The sequence below is a fragment of the Candidatus Tisiphia endosymbiont of Oplodontha viridula genome (assembly GCF_964264865.1).
In the GTDB taxonomy this organism is placed as follows: Bacteria; Pseudomonadota; Alphaproteobacteria; order Rickettsiales; family Rickettsiaceae; genus Tisiphia.
Window position 1 is genome coordinate 134,087 of record NZ_OZ183486.1, and the last position, 19,366, is coordinate 153,452.

Here is a 19,366-nt window from a genome sequence, read left to right on the forward strand (position 1 = left end):
TTTGCTTGTTTATTTTTTAGACGAACACTCCCTATTTTACAATTAGAGAACTTCCTGCACCGAAGCTGTTTAAGTTAACAAAACTTGTACACTTGGTAAAAATGGTTAAATCTTACTCCATGTTCCTACTGGACTCTGTTTATAACAGTCAATCACCGGTGTCGCAATAGTTAGTTCATTTATTGCTTTAACTATTAGACTTAAATTATCCAAACCATCATATATTATAATTATTCTTTGAAAATGTGCAACATACTGTTTGTTATTAAGAATTTCTTCAATATCAAATGGGGCAATGATTATTAAAATGCTAGCTTGGTTAGGATTTTCTAACTGATGAGTAATATAAACTGGTTGTTTTTCTGGTAATGGATCAAGTTTACTGCCATGCGGAATAAATTGTTTCCTAGAATATGTCCATATCATCTTGTTTAGTGATTCTTGTACCTCAAGATCTGGAGTTAAAACTACAATCCTTAAATTACTATGATAAGATTTTTCTACTAAAAGGCAGGTTGTCTTATGAAGTAATCCTTCAGCAGTATGGTAAAGACTAAATTGTTGCATGATAATTCTCTTAAATTTAAAACTTATACTCGATAATCAAGTTTTTTAGAATTATTAAAAAATACGTCTATTAGCGAGAAGCCGCGAAAAAGCGGCGACGCGGCAATCCAGTATACGCGAAGCGTTACTCTAAAAAAACAGCTTCGTTGTTTACCTGGATCGCCACGGCATCTAAAGAGCCTTGCTATGACGGTTAAGGAAAAACTTGATTATCGAGTAATAGACGTATATGTCATTGCGAACGATGTTACATCGAATTTAGGCTATTAGTAGCCCTCTATCTCTACCTTCCAAATCCTTATAAACTTGCTTAACCGTATAACCATAACTAACAAAAATTTCTGTAACAGCTGCCAATTGATTAAAACCAATCTCTAAAAATAATTTACCATTTTGTTTTAAAAATCCCTTGGCTTCTTTAGCGATTATGTAATATGAGGCCAATCCATTATCTTCGGCAAATAAGGCTAAGTGGGGTTCATATTGCAGGGTCTCAGGAGACATATAAATAGTATCATCAAAAGAAATATATGGTGGATTACTTACGATAATATCAAATTTTTGCTTTTCCAAATTTTCAAACCAGTTACTATTAATTATTTTAAATCTATCAGAAACTTTATGTTTTATAGCATTTTGACGAGCTATAGCAATTGCTTCGTTACTTATATCAGTTGCAATTACATTGCTATTTGGCATTTCTAGTAACAAGCTCAAAGCTATACAACCACTACCTGTGCCAAGTTCCAATATTGCTAGCTCTGCATTTGTTTTTATATCGCTTAAAATTGCATCTACAAGTACCTCAGTATCTTGCCTAGGAATAAGCACTTTATTATCTATGATAAATTGGTAACCATAAAACTCTTTATACCCTATAATGTAGGCTATTGGTTCTAATAATATACGTCTATTAACTAAATTTTTAAAAATAATTTGTTTTGCCTCGGTCAATCTTTCTTCTGATCTTGCTAATAAATATTCAATAGATTTACCAGTTACATGCTGCATCAATATGCGTGATTCTAGGTTTGCTGATTTAATACCTACTGTTTGTAATTTGCTAGTAGCATAAATTAATAATTCTTTTATATTCATCTTGTATAATTATCTCCATAATATCCTGCGGCAAAGGTGATTGAAATTCCAACAATTTACCACTCACTGGGTGGGAAAAACTTATATACCAAGAATGTAATGCTTGCCTCTTGAAATTTACTAGTTTTTGTGGTACTATGCTATAATTATGGCTAACTTTCCTGCTATTCTTACCATAAGTTTGGTCTCCTACCACAGAATGTTTTAAATGACTCAGCTGCACTCTGATTTGATGAGTTCGACCAGTAGTAAGTTTACATTCTAACATACTGATTAGACCATTAAAAAATATTTCTTCTGTTTTATAATGAGTAATTGCCTCTTTACCACCAAATTTCAAAATAGTCATTTTTTGCCGTAAGATACGGCTTCTTCCGATATTATTTCTTATAACTCCTTCTTGTGGATTGATAATACCCCAAACTAATGCTTTATATTTGCGTATAAGATTACGACTTTCTATCTGACTGGCAAGATGTTGATGGGCAAAATTATTTTTGGCAACAACCATCAGACCTGATGTATCTTTATCTAAACGATGAACTATACCAGGTCTTTCTAACCCTCCTATGCTAGATAAAGATTTTGCATGGTGTAACAAAGCATTTACCAAAGTATCATGATGGTTTCCACTACCAGGATGTACTGTCATACCAGCTGCTTTATTGATCACCATTAAATCTTCATCTTCATAGAAAATATCAAGCTTAATATCAGCTTCCTGCATTGTTAAAGGCTCAGTATCTTTAAAAACTACTAAAATAAGATCATTCTCCTTGACCTTAAAGTCGGAATCAGAAATAATCAAACCATTAACTTGTACTTGCAAGCCATTTATGAGCTTCTGAATTTGGCTTCTAGATGTTTTACTGATAAGACCTACCAAAGCCTTATCAAGTCTAAACCCATCTAAATTTTTTGGTACGTTATATTCTTCCATCTACTACAAAATATTTTTTAAATGAATAAAATGACGCATTTTACAAAAAAAATCAACCAACTAAAATGGTTGCAAGCAATTGGTATAGATTATTATTTTTCACAATCAACTATTAATCAGCAAGAAATACCCTGCACTCCTCGTCATTCCCGCAATTCTTCATGTCATATATGGATTGCTTCGTCGGCTACGCCTCCTCGCAATGACGACAGTACTTTTATCCACACGTCATTGCGAGAAGGCACTTTAGTGGCGACGAAGCAATCCATTTCTAATCATTCCCGCACAGGCAGGAATCCATATCCTGCACAGAAACAGGATGACAGTATTTCCTTGTCTAGAACTTTGGCTGACTCAGCTAACAGCCTAGAAGAACTAAAAAAACTACTAATGAATTTTAACGGTTGTGGTTTAAAGAAATTAGCCAATAAAACCGTATTTGCTGATGGGAATCCACAAAGTTCTATAATGTTTATTGGGGAAGCACCGGGTAGTAACGAAGATGCACAAGGGATACCATTTTGCGGGGAAAGTGGTAAGTTACTCGATAATGTATTAGCCTCTATCAATATTTCAAGAGAACATAACGCTTATATTACTAACACTGTATTTTGGCGGCCACCAGCTAACCGCCAACCGACGCAAGAAGAAATAGATATTTGTAGACCTTTTGTTGAGAAACATATTGCTTTAATAAACCCAAAACTAATTGTTTTAGTGGGAAATGTTGCAGCAACTAGCTTACTTGGCAAAAATGCTGGTATAAGTAAAATCAGACAAGAATATTATTTATACACAAATCAGTATCTTAGCAAACCAATTCAAACCACTTCTATCTTCCATCCTGCCTATTTGCTTAGACAACCAATGCAGAAAAAAACCACTTGGTATGATTTACTAAAAATCCATGAATATATCAATACAAATATCGGGATATAGAGCTAACTAGACTAGCATTACTCTCAATTCACAAACGTCTATTAGCGAGGAAACCGTAGCACAACTGTTGAAAGTTAAAAATCGTCATCGCGAGGCGTCGACAGACGCCGTGGCGATCTCATGAGGCAAGCTCTCCTTCACAAGATTGCCACGAAGCCGCTATAAGCGGCTTCTCGCAATGACGGTTTAGGGCTTGCAAAGCTCATCACAATGACGGTTTAAGCCTTACAACAGCACTTCGCTAATAGACGATTTTTTAACTTTCAACAGTTGTGCTAAACACCCCTAGTTGCTTGTTTCACTCCTTTTCCTACAATGCTATCTTTTATTGCTACACCTAGATTAACAACACTTTTGGCAAGTTCTCCAGTAACTATCGCATTGTTTAAAGTACCTTTAGCTATAGTACCAACCGCATGACATGCAGATTTTATCACATTCCCTACTGCATTTAAAATTGGATTGTTTTTAACCGCATTAGTTGGTCTTTCAAATATTTTTTCAACTTTCTTTAATTGTTCTTTGGCGAAATCTTTTAAGCGACCGGTAAAAGTTAATGAATCTCCCAAGCTGTCTAGGGGTTTTTTATGATCTACACTATCAGCAAATGTCCTCAGTTTCTCAAATGAACTCATAAATTTCTCAAAAACCTCTCCAGCTTTTTCAAATTCTAATTTCTCTACCCCAGAAAGAGCCTTACTAGTAGTACCAGCAAAAAGCCCACGGGCTTTTTCAAGATTCTTTTGTACATCCTCTAGTTGTTGCAAAGCTAGAAAAGTGTTAGGCATTTCTCCTATATGACTCTTTAAATCTTCTTCAGGCAAACGTTCTTGGACTGCTTCTGCTTTTTGAGCTATAGCTTCCTTATAAGACGGTAGAGAACCCACTTTTGGATTATTATCGTCATCTTTACTCATAATATCCTCTATTTTAATTATATACTGCTCGTAAATGAAGAGTTGATAGACGATAGAATCAAAATCATGATAGTAGCAGGAGTCAAAAGGTCGAGGTGCGAGGCGTACATATTAGTACGTGGCTACCTACGATACCTGAAGACAACAACGCAATTCTTGATTTTCATCGAGTATACTATTCACCTAGAAGCTATCATAAAAATAACTATATCGCAACCACTAAAAATCTAAATCAGCATAACAGGTGGGTGGAGTAAAACCTGGTATTTGGTCGTGTAATAGGAAGCGGAAGCTAGGTCTAGATTTTATGATTGCATACCAATGACGAATAGACAGACATTTGTCCCAATTAATTTCGCCAAAATAATCTAGAACTGATATATGACAGGCAGCAGCTATATCTGCACAACTTAAAGAATTTGATGCAATAAAGCTACGCTTTTCAAATAAATTTGACATATAGCTTAAATGATGTGATAGATTATTTTTTGCTGCCCTAAGAAAATCGGTTCTAGGACCACCTAATTGGCAGAAGGACCTTACTATTTTTTCATCGATAATAATTTTTGTTACTTCGCGGTAAAATTTTTCATTAAACCAACTGAGCAACCTACGAATTTCACATCTAATATCAATATCTTCATCGATAAAATTAAAATTTGGATATTTTTCATGTAAATACTCAGTGATGGGATAAATTCCTGCTATAATTAGAGTGGACGCCTCTTGTAAGACAGGTGTTGCCCCCGCCTGATTTAAAGACAAAAATTCCTTATCCCGAAGCCAATAATCCTCCTTAACCATAGTAAACTGCACATCTAGCTCTTTTAAATACACCCGAACTTGACGTGATAACGGACAAATAGGATAATGGTATAATTTTCTCATATCCCTTATTTAAACATTAAATCTAAAATGCACTACATCTCCATCCTGCATTTTATACTCCTTGCCCTCTAAACGCATTTTACCCATTTCTTTAGCTTTCACTTCACCATTAAAATTTATATAATCCTCATAACTAATAACCTCAGCCCGGATAAAACCTTTCTCAAAATCAGTATGAATAATACCGGCTGCTTGAGGGGCTAGCGTACCATTACGAAAAGTCCAGCCATGTGTTTCTTTTGGACCTACAGTAAAAAAGCTTCTTAGGTCTAATAAGTTATACATTTCTTTGATAATTTTACTTAGACCCGTTTCCACAAGACCCATACTATTTAAGAATTCAGATTTCTCTTCGTCATTTTCTAAAATTGCAATATCCGCTTCAATTTTTGATGAAATAATAACATGTTTTGCACCTTCTTCCCCAGCTTTTTTGGCTACAAGTTCCGTAAATTTATTACCAGTAACCGCATCTTCTTCCAGTACATTGCAAGCATACAAAACCGGCTTAGAAGTTAATAATTGTAATTGATCTAAAGCCTCTTTACTATAAGTTCCAATCATGCTACGCACCGGTTTACCTACCGCTAGAGTTGCTTGAATTTCTTTTAATAACTCTATTTGGTCTTTTAAAGTTTTATCACCTGTTTTTAAACGTTTCTCAACATTTATTAAGCGTTTCTCCACCGACTCAATATCTGCTAAAATTAATTCTGTCTCTATTATTTCAGCATCATATATTGGATCAATTTTATTATGTACGTGAGTAACATCTATATCCTCAAAACAACGTAGTACGTGCAAAATAGCATCAACTTCTCGTATGTGAGATAAGAATTTATTACCCAGCCCCTCCCCTTTACTAGCACCTTTTACCAAACCTGCAATATCGACAACTTCTATGTAAGTAGGAATAATTTTACTAGAACCAGCAATAATGGATAGCTCATTTAGCCTAACATCTGGTACTGATACTATAGCAGAATTTGGTTCTATAGTACAAAAAGGATAATTAGCCGCTTCTGCTGCAATACTTGAAGTTAAGGCATTAAATAGGGTTGATTTTCCTACATTTGGCAAGCCAACAATACCACATTTTAATGTCATAAATCTTTCTTTAAAAAATACAATTCTGAATCTTTATCATAGCCACTTCTTACAAACTCTAATTTAAACCCTAATTTTTCATAAAATGGTCTAGCCTGCCAATCGGTAGTAGACAAATTCATAAATCTACAATTACGCTCTCGTGCTAGATTTTCTGCCTTGGACATTAGTAAAGTACCGTAATTCTGACCTCGAAAATCTTCAGAAACCCATAACGTACCAACGTATAAACAACCATAAAAAAGTACACCTTTTATACCAGCAACAAAGTTTTTATCATTATCAAAACACGAGAAGGAAAATGATTGGACAGCATCAAGACCCTTCTTGTTTTTAGCAAGTTCATCTAATCCATCCTGCATTATCTTCGAATATTGTGCATCCATGTCATCTGCATAGACACAAGTTAATTGTTGTGTCATAAAACTATCCCCCTTTTAAACTCTTCCACTTTGCCAAAAATGACATCGTTGGCAAGGTAGTATCATATCGAATTCAGATTATTACAAATCTTTCTTTAAAAAATATAATTCTGAATCTTTATCATATCCCCTTCTTGTAAACTCTAATTTAAACCCTAATTTCTCATAAAATGGTCTAGCTTGCCAATCGGTAGTACATAAACTCATAAATCTACAATTACGCTCTCGTGCTAGATTTTCTGCCTTGGACATTAGTAAAATACCGTAATTCTGACCTCGAAAATCTCCAGAAACCCATAACGTATCAACGTATAAACAACCATAAATAAGTACACCTTTTATACCAGCAACAAAGTTTTTATCATTATCAAAACACGAGAAGGAAAATGATTGGACAGCATCAAGACCCTTCTTGTTTTTGGCAAGTTCATCTAATCCATCCTGCATTATCTTCGAATATTGTGCATCCATGTCATCTGCATAAACACAAGTTAATTGTTGTTTCATATTTAAACGATGCTCCTTTTAAACTCTTCCATTTCACCTGAAAGCAATAAACGGAAATTATTAATTATTACCTCAATGGAATTAACAATAATTTTATATTCCTCTTTAGAAAAAGAAGCTAAAACGTAATCCGACACATCATCATACGCCGCTGGTCTTCCTACCCCTATTCTTATACGATGATAATCATTTCCTATACACTGATCCAATGATTTTAAACCATTATGCCCACCACTACCACCAGTCAATTTATATTTTATTCTACCAGTTTCTAAATCTATATCATCATGCACTACAAAAATATTTTGTAATTTGACATTATAGTAAGAACATATTGCTTGTACTGCTTTTCCAGACAGATTCATATAAGTCAGAGGCTTTGCTAATAGTAATTTATGTCCGCCTATTATCCCTTGTGCAAGTTCTGCATGAAATTTAGCTTTGGTATTCCAAGAAAATTTATAGTATTCTGATAAACGTTCCACAGCTGTAAAGCCAACATTATGGCGAGTATTTTGGTACTCTTTGCCTATATTGCCCAAACCTACAACAACTATATACCCTTTGTCTTCAGATTTAAGCATATTATAATATCATTAGAGAGCGATTTGCACTTATATTTAATCTCATGTAAGACATCGGTTTAATAGCCTAGAGTATCCCTGTACCGATGTCATCCATGCGAAGGCACATAGGCGTCATATATGGACGAAGTCCATGCCATCAACTTAAGAGCGTAGTGATTGAAAATGTATAAATAAATTAAACTCAATGTCATTGCGAGGAGCTGTGCAAAGCACAGCGACGCGGCAATCTAGGATACGCGAAGCGTTACTCTAAAAAAACAGCTTCGCTGTTTACCTAGATCGCCACGGCATCTACAGAGCCTTGCTATGACGGTTTAGGGCTTACAAAGCTCATCGCAATGACGATTTTTTAACTTTCAACAGTTGTGGGTGACAAGACATAGTACCCTTGTAGCTTCAAAAACAACTACTTTGTCGGCTTCACTTCCTCAGTTACAGCTTCTTCATCTTCTGACTTACTACCCTTACGACCAATTATAGTAGCCATAATAAAATCATTTTTACTAGCTAGCTGGACTCCTTCAGGGAGTTTAATGCTTTTTGCTTTTAAAGACTGACCGATATGCATGTTGGTAACATCAATATTAATATTTTTAGGTATATTATTGACATCACATAAAAGAGTTATAGTTCTTTTTATTATATTAAAGAATCCTCCTCTTTTAACTCCCAAAGCTCTTTCTTTACCCTCATAGACTACCGGTACTTCCATTCTTTGGGTCTTTTCCTCTAAATGTACAAAGTCAACATGCCTTACTATGTCAGTAATAGGATGCAATTCTACAGCCTTTGGTAACACTTTATGCGTTTTACTACCCACTTTAATTTGAATAACTGTAGAGATAAAACTAGGTTTTCTATAATGCTTAGTTATCTCTTTTTCTTCGATAGAAACGGCTAGCACTTCTTTACCTGCTCCATAAACCATGGCTGGAACCATACCTTTCCTACGTAGTTCTCTTGCGACTCCCGTACCAAATTTCTCTCGCATTTCTGCTGCAAGTTCTAATAGTTCACTCATCTTTCTCTCCTAAGAGCTTTTAAAACATAGATGATAGTATTAAATGCTAAAAAATTCAAGTATTAATTTGACAAGCTGCTTTAAAGCTGCTTACATAATGCCACAGGGTAATTTCAAAGTTGTAATCAATGCAAAAAAGATGTCATTCCTGCCCGCGTAGGCGGAAATCCATAATCATTTAATAGCCTTTCAGGCTATTTTGTAGATTCCGCTAGCTACGCGGGAATGACATCTTTTTTGCTTACCCTAGATTTAGTAGAGTTAATAAGGAGGTATTTACATGTCGAAAGATAAAGATCAACAAATAGAAAGCGTGTTATCACAGGAAAAAGGTAAATTACTGGATACAATAAATTCTGTAGAGAATCTTTTAAAGGCTAATAAACAACTAGACGATAGTAGACATCTACAACAGAAAGTAGAAGATTTAAAGAAAGAATACCCTTCTTTACCTTGGTTTGAAAGGTTTGTACATACTGTTGCACAAGTAAAATATCTGTTTATAAAAAATGATGAGGAAATTGCTGAAGAAAAGAGAAGAACCAATAGAGCTGTACTCAAAGATGTTGACAATACATTAAGAGATGTAGGTAAAAAAAACTTATCTTTACAGAGAATTATAGATACAGAGTTACAAGCAGGATTTGATAAGATCATAACCAAAAAACTATCAGAGGAACAACTAAAACGGGTACAACGATTAACAGAATCCTTAGTAAATTTGGGTATATCTCATGAAAATTTTAGCCAAATTGTATCACAAGTTTATAATACTGATGAAGCGAAGGCACTACATCAAGAAAGAATAAGACTGGTACACGTACAACAAGATCTAGTTAAGTTGGTAAAGGCTAATGATAATATTAAAGAACTTCTTTCAATAAAGCAAGAATTAGCAGAATTGCGGGAAGAATTACCATCAACATGGCTAGACGGTCTTAAAAAAATTACTGCAAAAATCAAGCATATTTTTGTAAATACTCCAGAACAAATTTTAAAAGATAACATAACCCACAATAATGAAATATTAAAAAAGGTTGATCAGGGATTAGAGATCGCTGGTAAAAACATAGAAGATTCAACAGTAGCTAGAAAAAATAGGTTGCAGAAAGAATTAGAAAAGCTTAAAGGAAGAGATCCAATAAACCTTAGGTTAAACAAAGTAGAAGCTTTAAGCAGTGAGCTTGAGTCCACTTTTACAGCTGCAGTTACTGCTTCACAGCCATTGTCTACAAGCCAAGATTTGGCTCAATCTCAAGCCCTGTCATCATCAATGCCTGAACGGATACCTACACGCCAAGCACCACCTCCGCCACTTATGGGTACTACGTCGATGCCAGATCTAGCTATTCATCAAGCAGCGGAAAACACTATAACAAGATCTCTTTCATCTTCATCCCTTCCCCATACATCATTGCAGGATTCACAAAATATTCAGCATAGAGAGGAAACTAAACGGAAAGCACATACAGCTGGTAAAGGTAAAGCACCATCTCCTCCACCGTTGCAAAATCAAGAGGTTCAGCAAGCAACAGAATTTGCTATACCTCCAGCTCCTCCGTTGCCGGATCAACTGCGTCCAGCACCACCGACTCCTACACATTCTGTGCCGTTGCAGAACCAAGATGTTCAGCAAGCAGTGGGAACTATACCAGTACCACCACCGTTGCCACCTACAACTAATATACCTCTAGCTCCTCCGATAGAAGCTTTACATGCCACTCAACGAGCAGCAGGAAATGCTATGGCAGTACCTACTCCACCACCGCCTCCACCGTTACCACCTGTAAGTAATATACCTCCACCTCCTCCATTGCCACAAGCTACTCAGCAAACAAAGGGAAGTGTGCCACCGCCGCCCCCTCTACCGCCAGCTCCACCACCAGCTGTAAAACCTACGGCAGGTCAATATCAGAAGCAAGCAGCAGTAGCAACACCGAAAGGACAAGGGGAAGAGAGGGGAGACTTATTTGCTCAAATTAAGACGGGGATACAACTTAAAAAGGTAACAGCCTCAACAACGAAAGGACAAGGGGAAGGAGGGGGAAACTTCTTAGATGAAATTAAGCTGGTAGGCAAGATTAGGGAAGAAAAAAAGCTATATGAATCAGGGGAAGTGCTAGAAGAACTAGAGAAAAAACAAAAAACACCCCCTACTCGATCTTCTAGCCCAATGGGGGAGAACTTTGATAAGGCTATGGAAGAGAGGCGTAAGGCACTTGCTGATGATGATGATGATGAACCTGCACATGCTGATCTTGTGAAGCTTATTGAAGAGAAGATTGTTGATGAGAATACTCTTAAAACTCTTATTAAGAAGGCTGGTGTTAAAAATAATCAGGAGCTAATTGAACTTATTAATGATAACGACATTTGGGATGATGACGATAGGGAGAAAAAACGAGACGAAGTCATCGAACAGCTAGAGAAGATTAAGGAAAATCTTGATAGAGGAGAATTGGCTGAGTTACTGTCTAACCCTGTTGCTAACGTTGATACGACAAAAGGACAATTCCCTCCAAAGTTACAGTCAGCAGCAAAAGCTATTGGAGAAAATCTCCCCATGACCCCAAAAGATGGATACAAAACCCTTCCTCCTACTCCATCCCCCAAACTAGTTGTTGGTATCAAAAAAGAGCCTAGTTCTAGGGAAGTGTAGCGATTTATGCAAATTTGGGATGACATCTAGGCTGCCTCATGTCTTGTATACTACTCCCGCGAATTCGGGATAAGAATTAACTAATTCTTATCCCAAATTCGGTGAAATTATAGATTGCTTCGTCGACCTACGGTCTCCTCGCTAATAGACGTATATGTCTATTAGCGAGCGAACGTACGTGAGCGTGGCAATCCATTTTGCTAAAAACATGATTTTAATCTTTTAAAATCATGTTTTTAGCTTTAGAAAGGTTTAAAATGCATTCGCAAAACCGCTTTAAGAATGCATCTTTCCTTATATTAAAGCCAATTCGGGATAAGAATTAGTTAATTCTTATCCCGAATGCTGGGGTTTATTGTTACTGATTATGATACAGATAACAACTATTGATTATAATCATAAATTATTTTTATAATTTATGATTAAATTGTTGTTGATTATTTAAATATTTGGTATATAGTTGTTCTAGGATAAAAAAATAGCTTTATGAAAACTACCTTACCTGACCGCTCACTAGTGATTAAAGAAAAGCTAGATAATATTATTAAAGAAATCTTATATGTAGGCAAATCAAAAATAGCAATGATTATCTTATTTGGCTCTTATGCTAGAGGAGATTGGGTAGAGGATATAGAGAAGTTAGGAGATATTAGTTATTATAAGTATCAAAGTGATTTTGATCTTTTGTTGATTTTAAAGAATGGAGAATATGCTGGCTATCCAGCTATCAAACTACTCTATAAGATAGAGAACAGGCTAGGTAAAAAATTCTCATTAGATGAAAAACCACCAATTACTCTGATACTTGAACCTATTAGGTTGGTAAATAAGCAACTGGAAAAAGGTCAGTATTTCTTTAGTGATATCAAGAAAGAGGGAATTCTTTTATATGATAGTGGTGAATTTATACTGTCTGAAGCTAAGGAACTATCATGGCAGGAACGCAGGCCAATAGCTGAGAAAGATTTTAAATATTGGTTTAAAAAAGCTAAGGACTTTCTGTCGCTCGCTCATTTGTGTTTGGATATAGAACAATTGAATAATGCAGCCTTTATGCTTCACCAAGCTACCGAGAGCTTTTATAATGCTATCCTGTTAGTTTTTACTGGTTACAAGGCCAAGTCACATGATATACTGGGACTTGGCGATAGGGCTAGAAATCATCATTACGATCTCTATAAGATATTTCCACATGAGACTCAGGAGCAAAAAGATTGCTTTACGTTACTGCGAAATGCTTATGTTGACGCAAGGTATGATCAAGATTATACAATTAGTAAAGAACAATTACTTTACCTTATTAACCGGGTAGAGGAATTAAAGATAGTGACTGAAAAGATATGTCTAGAAAGGATTAATAAAGAAGACTTAATGTGATTATTTTTCCTGAGGTATTTTTTCAATAAAAACTTTATCAAATAGGAATATATACTCTTCTGTTTTGAAGAATTGGATTTGAAAATGAATGGTGAGCATGCTAGACCACAACTGTCGAAAGTTCAACAAACGTCATTGCGAGGAGACCGTAGGTCGACGAAGCAATCCATATGACAAGCTTCATGGATTGCCGCGCTCACGTACGTTCGCTTGCAATGACGGTTTAGGGCTAACAACGCTCATCGCAATGACGTTTATTGAACTTTCGACAGTTGTGCATGCTAGGCGTACATGTAGTATAGTTACGCATGCGAATCCATGATATTTTCAAAAAACAATTCTTCAAAGAAGAGTATAATCAAAAATTAAATTCTAATATGCGTATACCATCAATATTTAAGAAAATATTACTAATTATTCGCCAAAGTAGTCGTATAATTGTTAAATTAGTAATTATAGATCAACTAGTAAAATGGTATTTTATAAATTATCTAAGAGGTAAAGTTGGTCTAACACTAGAAGTAACCAGCTTTTTAGATATGGTTTATGTTTGGAATTATGGAATTAGTTTTGGGATACTTCGAAATTATTATCAGTATAGTAATATGCTTTTTATAGTTGTTAACTCTGCCCTTATAGCATATTTGTGGTATATCTTATTAAAATGTAAGACTATGCCAAGCTTTGTTGGTTGTAGTTTTTTCATTGGTGGTGCTATTGGTAATTTGATCGACCGTTTTGTTCATGGGGCGGTATTTGATTTTATTTATTTTCACTATAAAGATTTTAGTTTTCCGGTATTTAATCTAGCAGATAGTTTCATTTCATTAGGTGCAATATTCTTATTGCATGATTATTATAAGACCAAGAAAATTGTTGAACAACAACAAGATGTTGAATATAATCACGCTCGATTGCAAGCTGAAGCGGATAGGATTCGTGAACTTGATTTTAAGAAAAATATAAATTTATAAAGAGGATTGATATGTACCCAAATGATTTGAAGCATGGGGATAATAAACAAGGGGTGAACGAACTAGGCATACATGAAGTACGTGAGCACGCGAATTCCCCGATAATATTTACAGAAACCAATTCTTTAAAGCAAAAGAGTATACAAGATGAATTTCAAGAGTTGGCTAGGCGTAGTCAAACCATTGTTCCTACGCGAAATTCCATCGTGCCACAACGCCAACACTTGAAAGGCGAAGGGTATATGCGTATAATTTTTTTGTTATTTACTACCTTAGTAACACTGTCTGCCTGCAATAAAAAAGTAAAAGAAACAATAGGTATAGTGACACCTGGTCCTGATGAGTATAGGGTACAACGCAATAAAACCTTAGAAGTTCCCCCTCACTATGAATTGCCTTCTATCGAAAAAAAAGATACAAAGAGCCACAAAGTTTATTCTCCAAAAAATCTCAATGATGGAGAGCAAGCTTTAATAGAGGACATGGAAAAATAATACTATTATTTTAATATTATATAATTTTTTTACTTAGTGGACAAAAATTTTGGTATATACTCGATTAAAATTAACAATTGCCGGGGTCTAAAACAAGGTGGGTGATAATAATAAAAGTGTTGTATTAAATTTTGGTCCACAACATCCAGCTACCCATGGGGTATTAAGATTAATTTTAGAAATGGATGGTGAAGTTATCAATAAAGCAGACCCGCATATTGGATTGCTGCATCGTGGTACTGAAAAATTAATTGAGCATAAAACATACCTACAAGCTATACCATATTTTGATAGGTTAGATTACGTATCGCCAATGTGCCAAGAACACGCTTTTGCTTTAGCAGTTGAAGGATTGCTTGGCTGCAATGTGCCAAGACGAGCGGGGTTTATTCGAGTGATGTTTTCTGAGCTTACTCGTATCCTTAACCACATACTGAATATAACAACACAAGCCCTAGATGTTGGTGCTACTACCCCTCTATTATGGTTATTTGAGGAACGCGAAAAAATTATGGAATTTTATGAGCGTGTCTCCGGCTCTAGAATGCATGCAAATTATTTTAGACCTGGTGGTGTTGCTCAAGACTTACCAAATGGTATACTAGAAGATATAAATATTTTTGTTCAGCAATTCTCAAAAAAATTAGAAGACGTCGAGACTCTGTTAAATGACAATAGAATTTGGAAACAACGCTTAGTAGATATCGGAGTAGTAAGTCAAAAAGAAGCTATGGATTGGGGGTTTTCTGGTCCAATGCTTAGAGGCTCAGGCATCGCATGGGATCTTAGAAAAGCTACCCCGTATGATGTATATGATGAGCTAGATTTTGATATACCAATTGGCAAATCTGGTGATTGTTATGATAGGTATTTGGTTCGTATTGAAGAAATGTACCAATCACTTAAAATTATACAGCAATGTCTTGAAAAAATGCCAAAGGGTGCTATTAAAACTGATGATCCTAGAATTGCACCACCCTCAAGAGAAAAAATGAAAGAATCAATGGAAGCCATGATTAATCATTTTAAACTTTACACTGAAGGATATGATGTGCCAAAAGGCGAAATATATAAATTTGTTGAAGCACCAAAAGGCGAGTTTGGTGTGTATTTATACTCTGATGGAACAAACAGACCTTATAGATGTCGGATTAAAGCCCCTGGGTTTGCCCATCTCCAAGGTATAGATTTCATGTCAAAAGGACATTTGATGGCAGATGTGGTAACTATTATTGCCAGTCTTGATATTGTTTTTGGAGAAATTGATCGATGAATGATGAACCACTAAATTTCAGTTTTAATGATGAGAACTTAAAAAAAGCCCAAAATATCATTAAGAAATATCCTGAAAACAAACAAAAGAGTGCTATTCTGCCATTACTTGACCTTGCACAACGCCAAATGAATGGTTGGTTACCAAGAGGCTGCATAGAGTATGTAGCAAATTTTCTAAATTTACCTTTCATCCGAGCATATGAAGTTGCAACATTTTATACCATGTTTAATCTAAAGCCAGTAGGACGATATCATATACAAATTTGTGGGACTACTCCTTGTTGGCTAAGGGGTAGCGATAAAATTGTAACTATTTGTAAAAAAAAACTTGGTATTAACTTTGGTGAACTAACAAGTGATAAAAAATTTAGCCTTACAGAAGTTGAATGTTTGGGAGCTTGTGTCAATGCACCAGTTGTACAAATTAATGATGATTTCTTTGAGGACTTAGATGAAAAAAAAATGGCTGATTTAATTGATAGCCTCACCTGACTTCTGCTGGTAATTTATTCGTGCTACCTCTGCTCCTCACATACATTTGAGTACGCTGTGGGTCAAGATTCCGTGGCTTCTTTAAATCCTTGCGCATAAGCAAGTTTGCCAAAGATATCTAGTGTTGTAGATATTAATTTGAAGAATTGTTTTTTGAAAATATCATGGATTCGCATGCGTAATTATACTATATGTATACCTAGCATGCTTACCATTCATTTTCAAATCCAATTCTTCAAATCATTTGAGTATATCAAAAAAAATAATATCGAAAATTGAAATAATGAATTCTTGAACAATATCACTACTGGTTTAAACTTTCACTCTTTAAAGATAATTATTTATTACAATAGAAATTAAATTGTTGACATCTAAACTACTTAGCATAGCATAAGAAATATGATATATAATTAAAGAGGTGTATTTATGCTACGCAATGTGATTCTGAAGGAGCTAATGAAATTGGATGTTTTAGGTACATTACAGCAACTAGTAGAATCAGCCAAATTACATCTTAAACAGGGCGATAAGAATAGCTGTATGACTGAGCTTGATAAACTAGAAGAGTATCTAGAAAATTTTCAAGATATTAGTATGATGCAATCAATGTTTGAAAAACATGCAATAGAACAAGGGCTAGAAAATGATGATATCCTAGAGATTGATAAACATAAACGAGATTTATAGCGGTAGATATATCTATAATAAGTATAATCTCAATTCTTATATCGAATTCAAGGGCAAATATACTCGAAGATTTGAAGAATAGGGACAATAAAAACAGTGGGTGAGCGACCAAGTGTAGATCAACTTACGTGAATACGCAAATTCCTCGCAAGTATTTGCGAAGCCAATTCTTTAAATCATTCGATCCACATAACAACAATGTTAGTATTTTATTTTAATAATTTACTAACATGTCATGCACTTTTGACAGCCAATATCTCTTTAACCTCAGATGGTTAGCAATATCTCTTTTTCCCTTCTAATTTGTTTATAGAACCGTGATATTGTTACAACCAAGACTTATTATTTCAATTTTCTGCATTATTTTTTCTTGCTATTAATTAACCAAATCTTCAGTATTTATAAATACTAATAAATATATTTAAAGTGAATAAATGATAGGATACCAGCAAGAATAAAGAAGCCTAACGAAAGAACAAAAAGAAGCGGTAGGATTGCTTTCAATTGGGACATTCCTAGAATATTTTGATCTGATGCTTTATGTACATATGGCGGTATTGTTGAATGAATTGTTTTTTCAATCTTCTAACTCCTTGACAGCTTCTTTGAATACTGCCTTAGCTTTTTGTTCTACTTACGTTTTAAGACCATTAGGAGCTTTAATATTTGGTTGGATAGGGGATAATATTGGTCGTAAGGTTACCGTAGTCGTAACAACTACTATGATGTCTATTTCTTGTGTTGTAATGGCTACTCTTCCAACGTATGCAGAAATTGGTATTACCGCTTCTATACTGGTTACTATATGCCGTATGGTTCAAGGTATGTCTTCAATGGGTGAAGTAATAGGAGCTGAAATATACGTTACTGAAATAACAAAACCACCAGTACAATATCCTGCTGTATCTATGATCACTATATTTTCTAGTTTAGGAGGGTTTGCTGCCTTAGGAGTTGCATCTCTTGCTATTAAACAAAATTTTAATTGGCGTTATGCTTTTTGGGCTGGAGCAGGAATTGCATTAGTAGGTTCTATTGCTAGAACTAAACTTAGAGAAACACCTGATTTTGCAAATGCAAAAAGTAGAGTAAAAAATATTATTAAAAAAGCTGGGTTTAACCATGACTCAATAGAGTCCAATCCAATTGTACAAGAAAAGGTTAAAATAAAATCTTCCATTTCTTTGTTTTTAATTCAATGTGCATGGCCAGTATGTTTTTATTTTATTTACTTTCATTGTAGCAATATTCTTAAAAGTTCTTTTGGTTATAGTGGTGAACAAATAGTAGATCATAATTTCATTATCTCTATAGTACAAGTTTTGAGCTTTATAATATGGACTTATTTAAGTTGTTACATATATCCATTAATTCTTCTGAAAGTTAAATTAATAATATTTTCTATTATCGTCTTAATATTTCCTTATTTATTAAATAATTTAAATTCTCCATCTGATTTACTTATACTTCAACTAGTAACTATTATGTTTTCACTTTCATACTCTTCTGCTATGCCTATTTTCTATAAACATTTCCCAGTATTTAAGCGTTTTACTTATGCAAGTTTCTTATATGCCTTGTCTCGGGCTTTTATATATGTGATAACATCATTCGGACTTGTTTATTTAACAAATTATTTTGGAAATTATGGTATATTAATTGTAATAGTTCCTACAATTTTAGGTTTTGCATTTGGGTTAAATCATTTTGGAAACCTAGAGAAAGAAGTAGGGAATTATCCTCAAAAAGATCTAAATTAAGTAAGTTATTACTGATTAAAGCCGTTAAACATAATCTCTCTAACTCCTCTGTTATTTTATTGACTCCAAGGTATATAGAAAGAGGTATGAAGTGAGCCAAAGTCTCTTCTACTATCTTTTTAATTTTCTCGAGAGACTTAGCACTAATAGTTCTCAAATTATGTAATCTATCAAATAATTTGATATGTAATACATCCTTTTTATATTGAGAGAATAGTAAGTTTACAGTCTCTACTGCACTAATTTTTCTATCTATTTTAATTCTTGTCAAGTCTTGCACTTGACTAGCCACTTGCCTACCAAAAATATAGGCAATCATCTTTTCGGTAAGTGTTGTATCTTCAATGGTGTCGTGTAGTAATGCAGTAACAATCATGTCTGTTCTGAAATATTGTGGAAGCTCTAGGGCTGTGTACTGGGCAACCATATAAGCCACTTCAATCGGATGCGAGTAATACGGTTCACCGGACTGCCTCATTTGACTGCCATGATATTTTTTAGCATAGTAGATGCCTTTTTTGACTTCATACATGTTTATTGGTTGCTTTACTTTTTCATTGAGCGAAATTAATTCATTAAGCAACCTCTCAGCATATGCACAAGACTGGTATCTTGAATTATACCAATAATTATTAACATATTCCATAATAAACCA

The 19,366-nt window shown here is 34.7% G+C and carries 20 protein-coding genes; 9 read left to right on the forward strand and 11 right to left on the reverse strand.

Going from position 1 to position 19,366, the window contains the following annotated elements:
• Positions 1–105: 105 nt before the first annotated feature.
• The 3 genes from ACFEL1_RS00670 to ACFEL1_RS00680 form a co-directional block, all read right to left on the reverse strand.
• The gene (locus tag ACFEL1_RS00670; protein WP_342278507.1) at positions 106–567 is read right to left on the reverse strand and encodes a DNA polymerase III subunit chi; all 462 of its coding nucleotides are present in this window, start codon (positions 565–567) and stop codon (positions 106–108) included.
• Between the two features lie 258 nt (positions 568–825).
• Positions 826–1,665 carry a peptide chain release factor N(5)-glutamine methyltransferase gene (prmC, locus tag ACFEL1_RS00675; protein WP_375331127.1) on the reverse strand — a complete coding sequence of 280 codons (840 nt, stop codon included), beginning with the start codon at positions 1,663–1,665 and terminating at the stop codon, positions 826–828.
• The gene (locus tag ACFEL1_RS00680) at positions 1,631–2,605 is read right to left on the reverse strand and encodes an RluA family pseudouridine synthase (RefSeq protein WP_375331128.1); all 975 of its coding nucleotides are present in this window, start codon (positions 2,603–2,605) and stop codon (positions 1,631–1,633) included. Before ACFEL1_RS00680 ends, prmC begins: the two co-directional genes overlap by 35 nt.
• Positions 2,606–2,635: 30 nt before the next feature.
• On the opposite strand from ACFEL1_RS00680, the gene ACFEL1_RS00685 reads away from it, so the two are divergent.
• A complete protein-coding gene (locus ACFEL1_RS00685; protein WP_375331129.1) occupies positions 2,636–3,544 on the forward strand; it encodes a uracil-DNA glycosylase family protein in 909 nt (302 codons plus the stop codon).
• Positions 3,545–3,819: 275 nt separating this feature from the next.
• On the opposite strand, the gene ACFEL1_RS00690 is transcribed toward ACFEL1_RS00685, so the two are convergent.
• The 7 genes from ACFEL1_RS00690 to ACFEL1_RS00720 form a co-directional block, all read right to left on the reverse strand.
• A complete protein-coding gene (locus ACFEL1_RS00690; protein ID WP_375331130.1) occupies positions 3,820–4,461 on the reverse strand; it encodes a hypothetical protein in 642 nt (213 codons plus the stop codon).
• Positions 4,462–4,680: 219 nt separating this feature from the next.
• Positions 4,681–5,349: a glutathione S-transferase family protein gene (locus tag ACFEL1_RS00695; RefSeq protein ID WP_375331131.1), complete on the reverse strand. Its 669-nt coding sequence runs from the start codon at positions 5,347–5,349 to the stop codon at positions 4,681–4,683.
• Between the two features lie 9 nt (positions 5,350–5,358).
• Positions 5,359–6,456, reverse strand: a complete 1,098-nt coding sequence (ychF, locus tag ACFEL1_RS00700; RefSeq protein ID WP_375331132.1) for a redox-regulated ATPase YchF — start codon at positions 6,454–6,456, stop codon at positions 5,359–5,361.
• Positions 6,453–6,878 carry a GNAT family N-acetyltransferase gene (locus ACFEL1_RS00705; RefSeq protein WP_375331133.1) on the reverse strand — a complete coding sequence of 142 codons (426 nt, stop codon included), beginning with the start codon at positions 6,876–6,878 and terminating at the stop codon, positions 6,453–6,455. The genes ychF and ACFEL1_RS00705 overlap by 4 nt, the downstream gene beginning before the upstream one ends.
• A gap of 81 nt (positions 6,879–6,959) precedes the next feature.
• Positions 6,960–7,385 carry a GNAT family N-acetyltransferase gene (locus ACFEL1_RS00710; RefSeq protein ID WP_375331134.1) on the reverse strand — a complete coding sequence of 142 codons (426 nt, stop codon included), beginning with the start codon at positions 7,383–7,385 and terminating at the stop codon, positions 6,960–6,962.
• Between the two features lie 2 nt (positions 7,386–7,387).
• Entirely contained in the window at positions 7,388–7,969 is a 582-nt protein-coding gene (pth, locus tag ACFEL1_RS00715) for an aminoacyl-tRNA hydrolase (RefSeq protein ID WP_375331135.1), read from the reverse strand.
• A gap of 409 nt (positions 7,970–8,378) precedes the next feature.
• On the reverse strand, positions 8,379–8,993 hold the full coding sequence (locus ACFEL1_RS00720; protein WP_341763331.1) for a 50S ribosomal protein L25/general stress protein Ctc: 615 nt from the start codon (positions 8,991–8,993) through the stop codon (positions 8,379–8,381).
• 280 nt (positions 8,994–9,273) lie between these two features.
• Between ACFEL1_RS00720 and ACFEL1_RS00725 the strand changes: the two genes are divergently transcribed.
• The 8 genes from ACFEL1_RS00725 to ACFEL1_RS00760 all read left to right on the forward strand — a co-directional run bounded on the left by ACFEL1_RS00725 (position 9,274) and on the right by ACFEL1_RS00760 (position 18,711).
• Positions 9,274–11,652, forward strand: coding sequence for a WH2 domain-containing protein (locus tag ACFEL1_RS00725; protein ID WP_375331136.1), 2,379 nt, complete (start codon positions 9,274–9,276; stop codon positions 11,650–11,652).
• A 486-nt stretch (positions 11,653–12,138) separates the two neighbouring features.
• Positions 12,139–13,029: a HEPN domain-containing protein gene (locus tag ACFEL1_RS00730; RefSeq protein ID WP_375331137.1), complete on the forward strand. Its 891-nt coding sequence runs from the start codon at positions 12,139–12,141 to the stop codon at positions 13,027–13,029.
• Between the two features lie 383 nt (positions 13,030–13,412).
• On the forward strand, positions 13,413–14,003 hold the full coding sequence (gene lspA / locus ACFEL1_RS00735; RefSeq protein ID WP_342279207.1) for a signal peptidase II: 591 nt from the start codon (positions 13,413–13,415) through the stop codon (positions 14,001–14,003).
• Between the two features lie 11 nt (positions 14,004–14,014).
• Positions 14,015–14,497, forward strand: a complete 483-nt coding sequence (locus ACFEL1_RS00740; RefSeq protein ID WP_375331138.1) for a hypothetical protein — start codon at positions 14,015–14,017, stop codon at positions 14,495–14,497.
• A gap of 97 nt (positions 14,498–14,594) precedes the next feature.
• A complete protein-coding gene (gene nuoD, locus ACFEL1_RS00745) occupies positions 14,595–15,770 on the forward strand; it encodes an NADH dehydrogenase (quinone) subunit D (protein ID WP_375331139.1) in 1,176 nt (391 codons plus the stop codon).
• Positions 15,767–16,264: an NADH-quinone oxidoreductase subunit NuoE gene (gene nuoE / locus ACFEL1_RS00750; RefSeq protein ID WP_342278518.1), complete on the forward strand. Its 498-nt coding sequence runs from the start codon at positions 15,767–15,769 to the stop codon at positions 16,262–16,264. The genes nuoD and nuoE overlap by 4 nt, the downstream gene beginning before the upstream one ends.
• A 426-nt stretch (positions 16,265–16,690) precedes the next feature.
• The gene (locus ACFEL1_RS00755; RefSeq protein WP_375331140.1) at positions 16,691–16,951 is read left to right on the forward strand and encodes a hypothetical protein; all 261 of its coding nucleotides are present in this window, start codon (positions 16,691–16,693) and stop codon (positions 16,949–16,951) included.
• Positions 16,952–17,445: 494 nt separating this feature from the next.
• Entirely contained in the window at positions 17,446–18,711 is a 1,266-nt protein-coding gene (locus ACFEL1_RS00760; RefSeq protein WP_375331141.1) for an MFS transporter, read from the forward strand.
• Here ACFEL1_RS00760 and ACFEL1_RS00765 read toward each other — a convergent pair.
• On the reverse strand, positions 18,623–19,357 hold the full coding sequence (locus ACFEL1_RS00765) for an HD domain-containing protein (RefSeq protein ID WP_341763326.1): 735 nt from the start codon (positions 19,355–19,357) through the stop codon (positions 18,623–18,625). The genes ACFEL1_RS00760 and ACFEL1_RS00765 overlap by 89 nt on opposite strands.
• Positions 19,358–19,366: the final 9 nt, after the last annotated feature.

Bases quoted from the DNA above. Each gene is read 5' to 3' on its own strand.
- ACFEL1_RS00720 (WP_341763331.1), bottom strand. From the start codon at position 8,993: ATGAGTGAACTATTAGAACTTGCAGCAGAAATGCGAGAGAAATTTGGT.
- ACFEL1_RS00685 (WP_375331129.1), top strand. From the start codon at position 2,636: ATGACGCATTTTACAAAAAAAATCAACCAACTAAAATGGTTGCAAGCA.
- ACFEL1_RS00710 (WP_375331134.1), bottom strand. From the start codon at position 7,385: ATGAAACAACAATTAACTTGTGTTTATGCAGATGACATGGATGCACAA.
- ACFEL1_RS00695 (WP_375331131.1), bottom strand. From the start codon at position 5,349: ATGAGAAAATTATACCATTATCCTATTTGTCCGTTATCACGTCAAGTT.
- ACFEL1_RS00765 (WP_341763326.1), bottom strand. From the start codon at position 19,357: ATGGAATATGTTAATAATTATTGGTATAATTCAAGATACCAGTCTTGT.
- ACFEL1_RS00670 (WP_342278507.1), bottom strand. From the start codon at position 567: ATGCAACAATTTAGTCTTTACCATACTGCTGAAGGATTACTTCATAAG.
- ACFEL1_RS00725 (WP_375331136.1), top strand. From the start codon at position 9,274: ATGTCGAAAGATAAAGATCAACAAATAGAAAGCGTGTTATCACAGGAA.
- ACFEL1_RS00705 (WP_375331133.1), bottom strand. From the start codon at position 6,878: ATGACACAACAATTAACTTGTGTCTATGCAGATGACATGGATGCACAA.
- prmC (WP_375331127.1), bottom strand. From the start codon at position 1,665: ATGAATATAAAAGAATTATTAATTTATGCTACTAGCAAATTACAAACA.
- ACFEL1_RS00690 (WP_375331130.1), bottom strand. From the start codon at position 4,461: ATGAGTAAAGATGACGATAATAATCCAAAAGTGGGTTCTCTACCGTCT.
- ACFEL1_RS00730 (WP_375331137.1), top strand. From the start codon at position 12,139: ATGAAAACTACCTTACCTGACCGCTCACTAGTGATTAAAGAAAAGCTA.
- ychF (WP_375331132.1), bottom strand. From the start codon at position 6,456: ATGACATTAAAATGTGGTATTGTTGGCTTGCCAAATGTAGGAAAATCA.
- ACFEL1_RS00740 (WP_375331138.1), top strand. From the start codon at position 14,015: ATGTACCCAAATGATTTGAAGCATGGGGATAATAAACAAGGGGTGAAC.
- nuoE (WP_342278518.1), top strand. From the start codon at position 15,767: ATGAATGATGAACCACTAAATTTCAGTTTTAATGATGAGAACTTAAAA.
- pth (WP_375331135.1), bottom strand. From the start codon at position 7,969: ATGCTTAAATCTGAAGACAAAGGGTATATAGTTGTTGTAGGTTTGGGC.
- ACFEL1_RS00755 (WP_375331140.1), top strand. From the start codon at position 16,691: ATGCTACGCAATGTGATTCTGAAGGAGCTAATGAAATTGGATGTTTTA.
- ACFEL1_RS00680 (WP_375331128.1), bottom strand. From the start codon at position 2,605: ATGGAAGAATATAACGTACCAAAAAATTTAGATGGGTTTAGACTTGAT.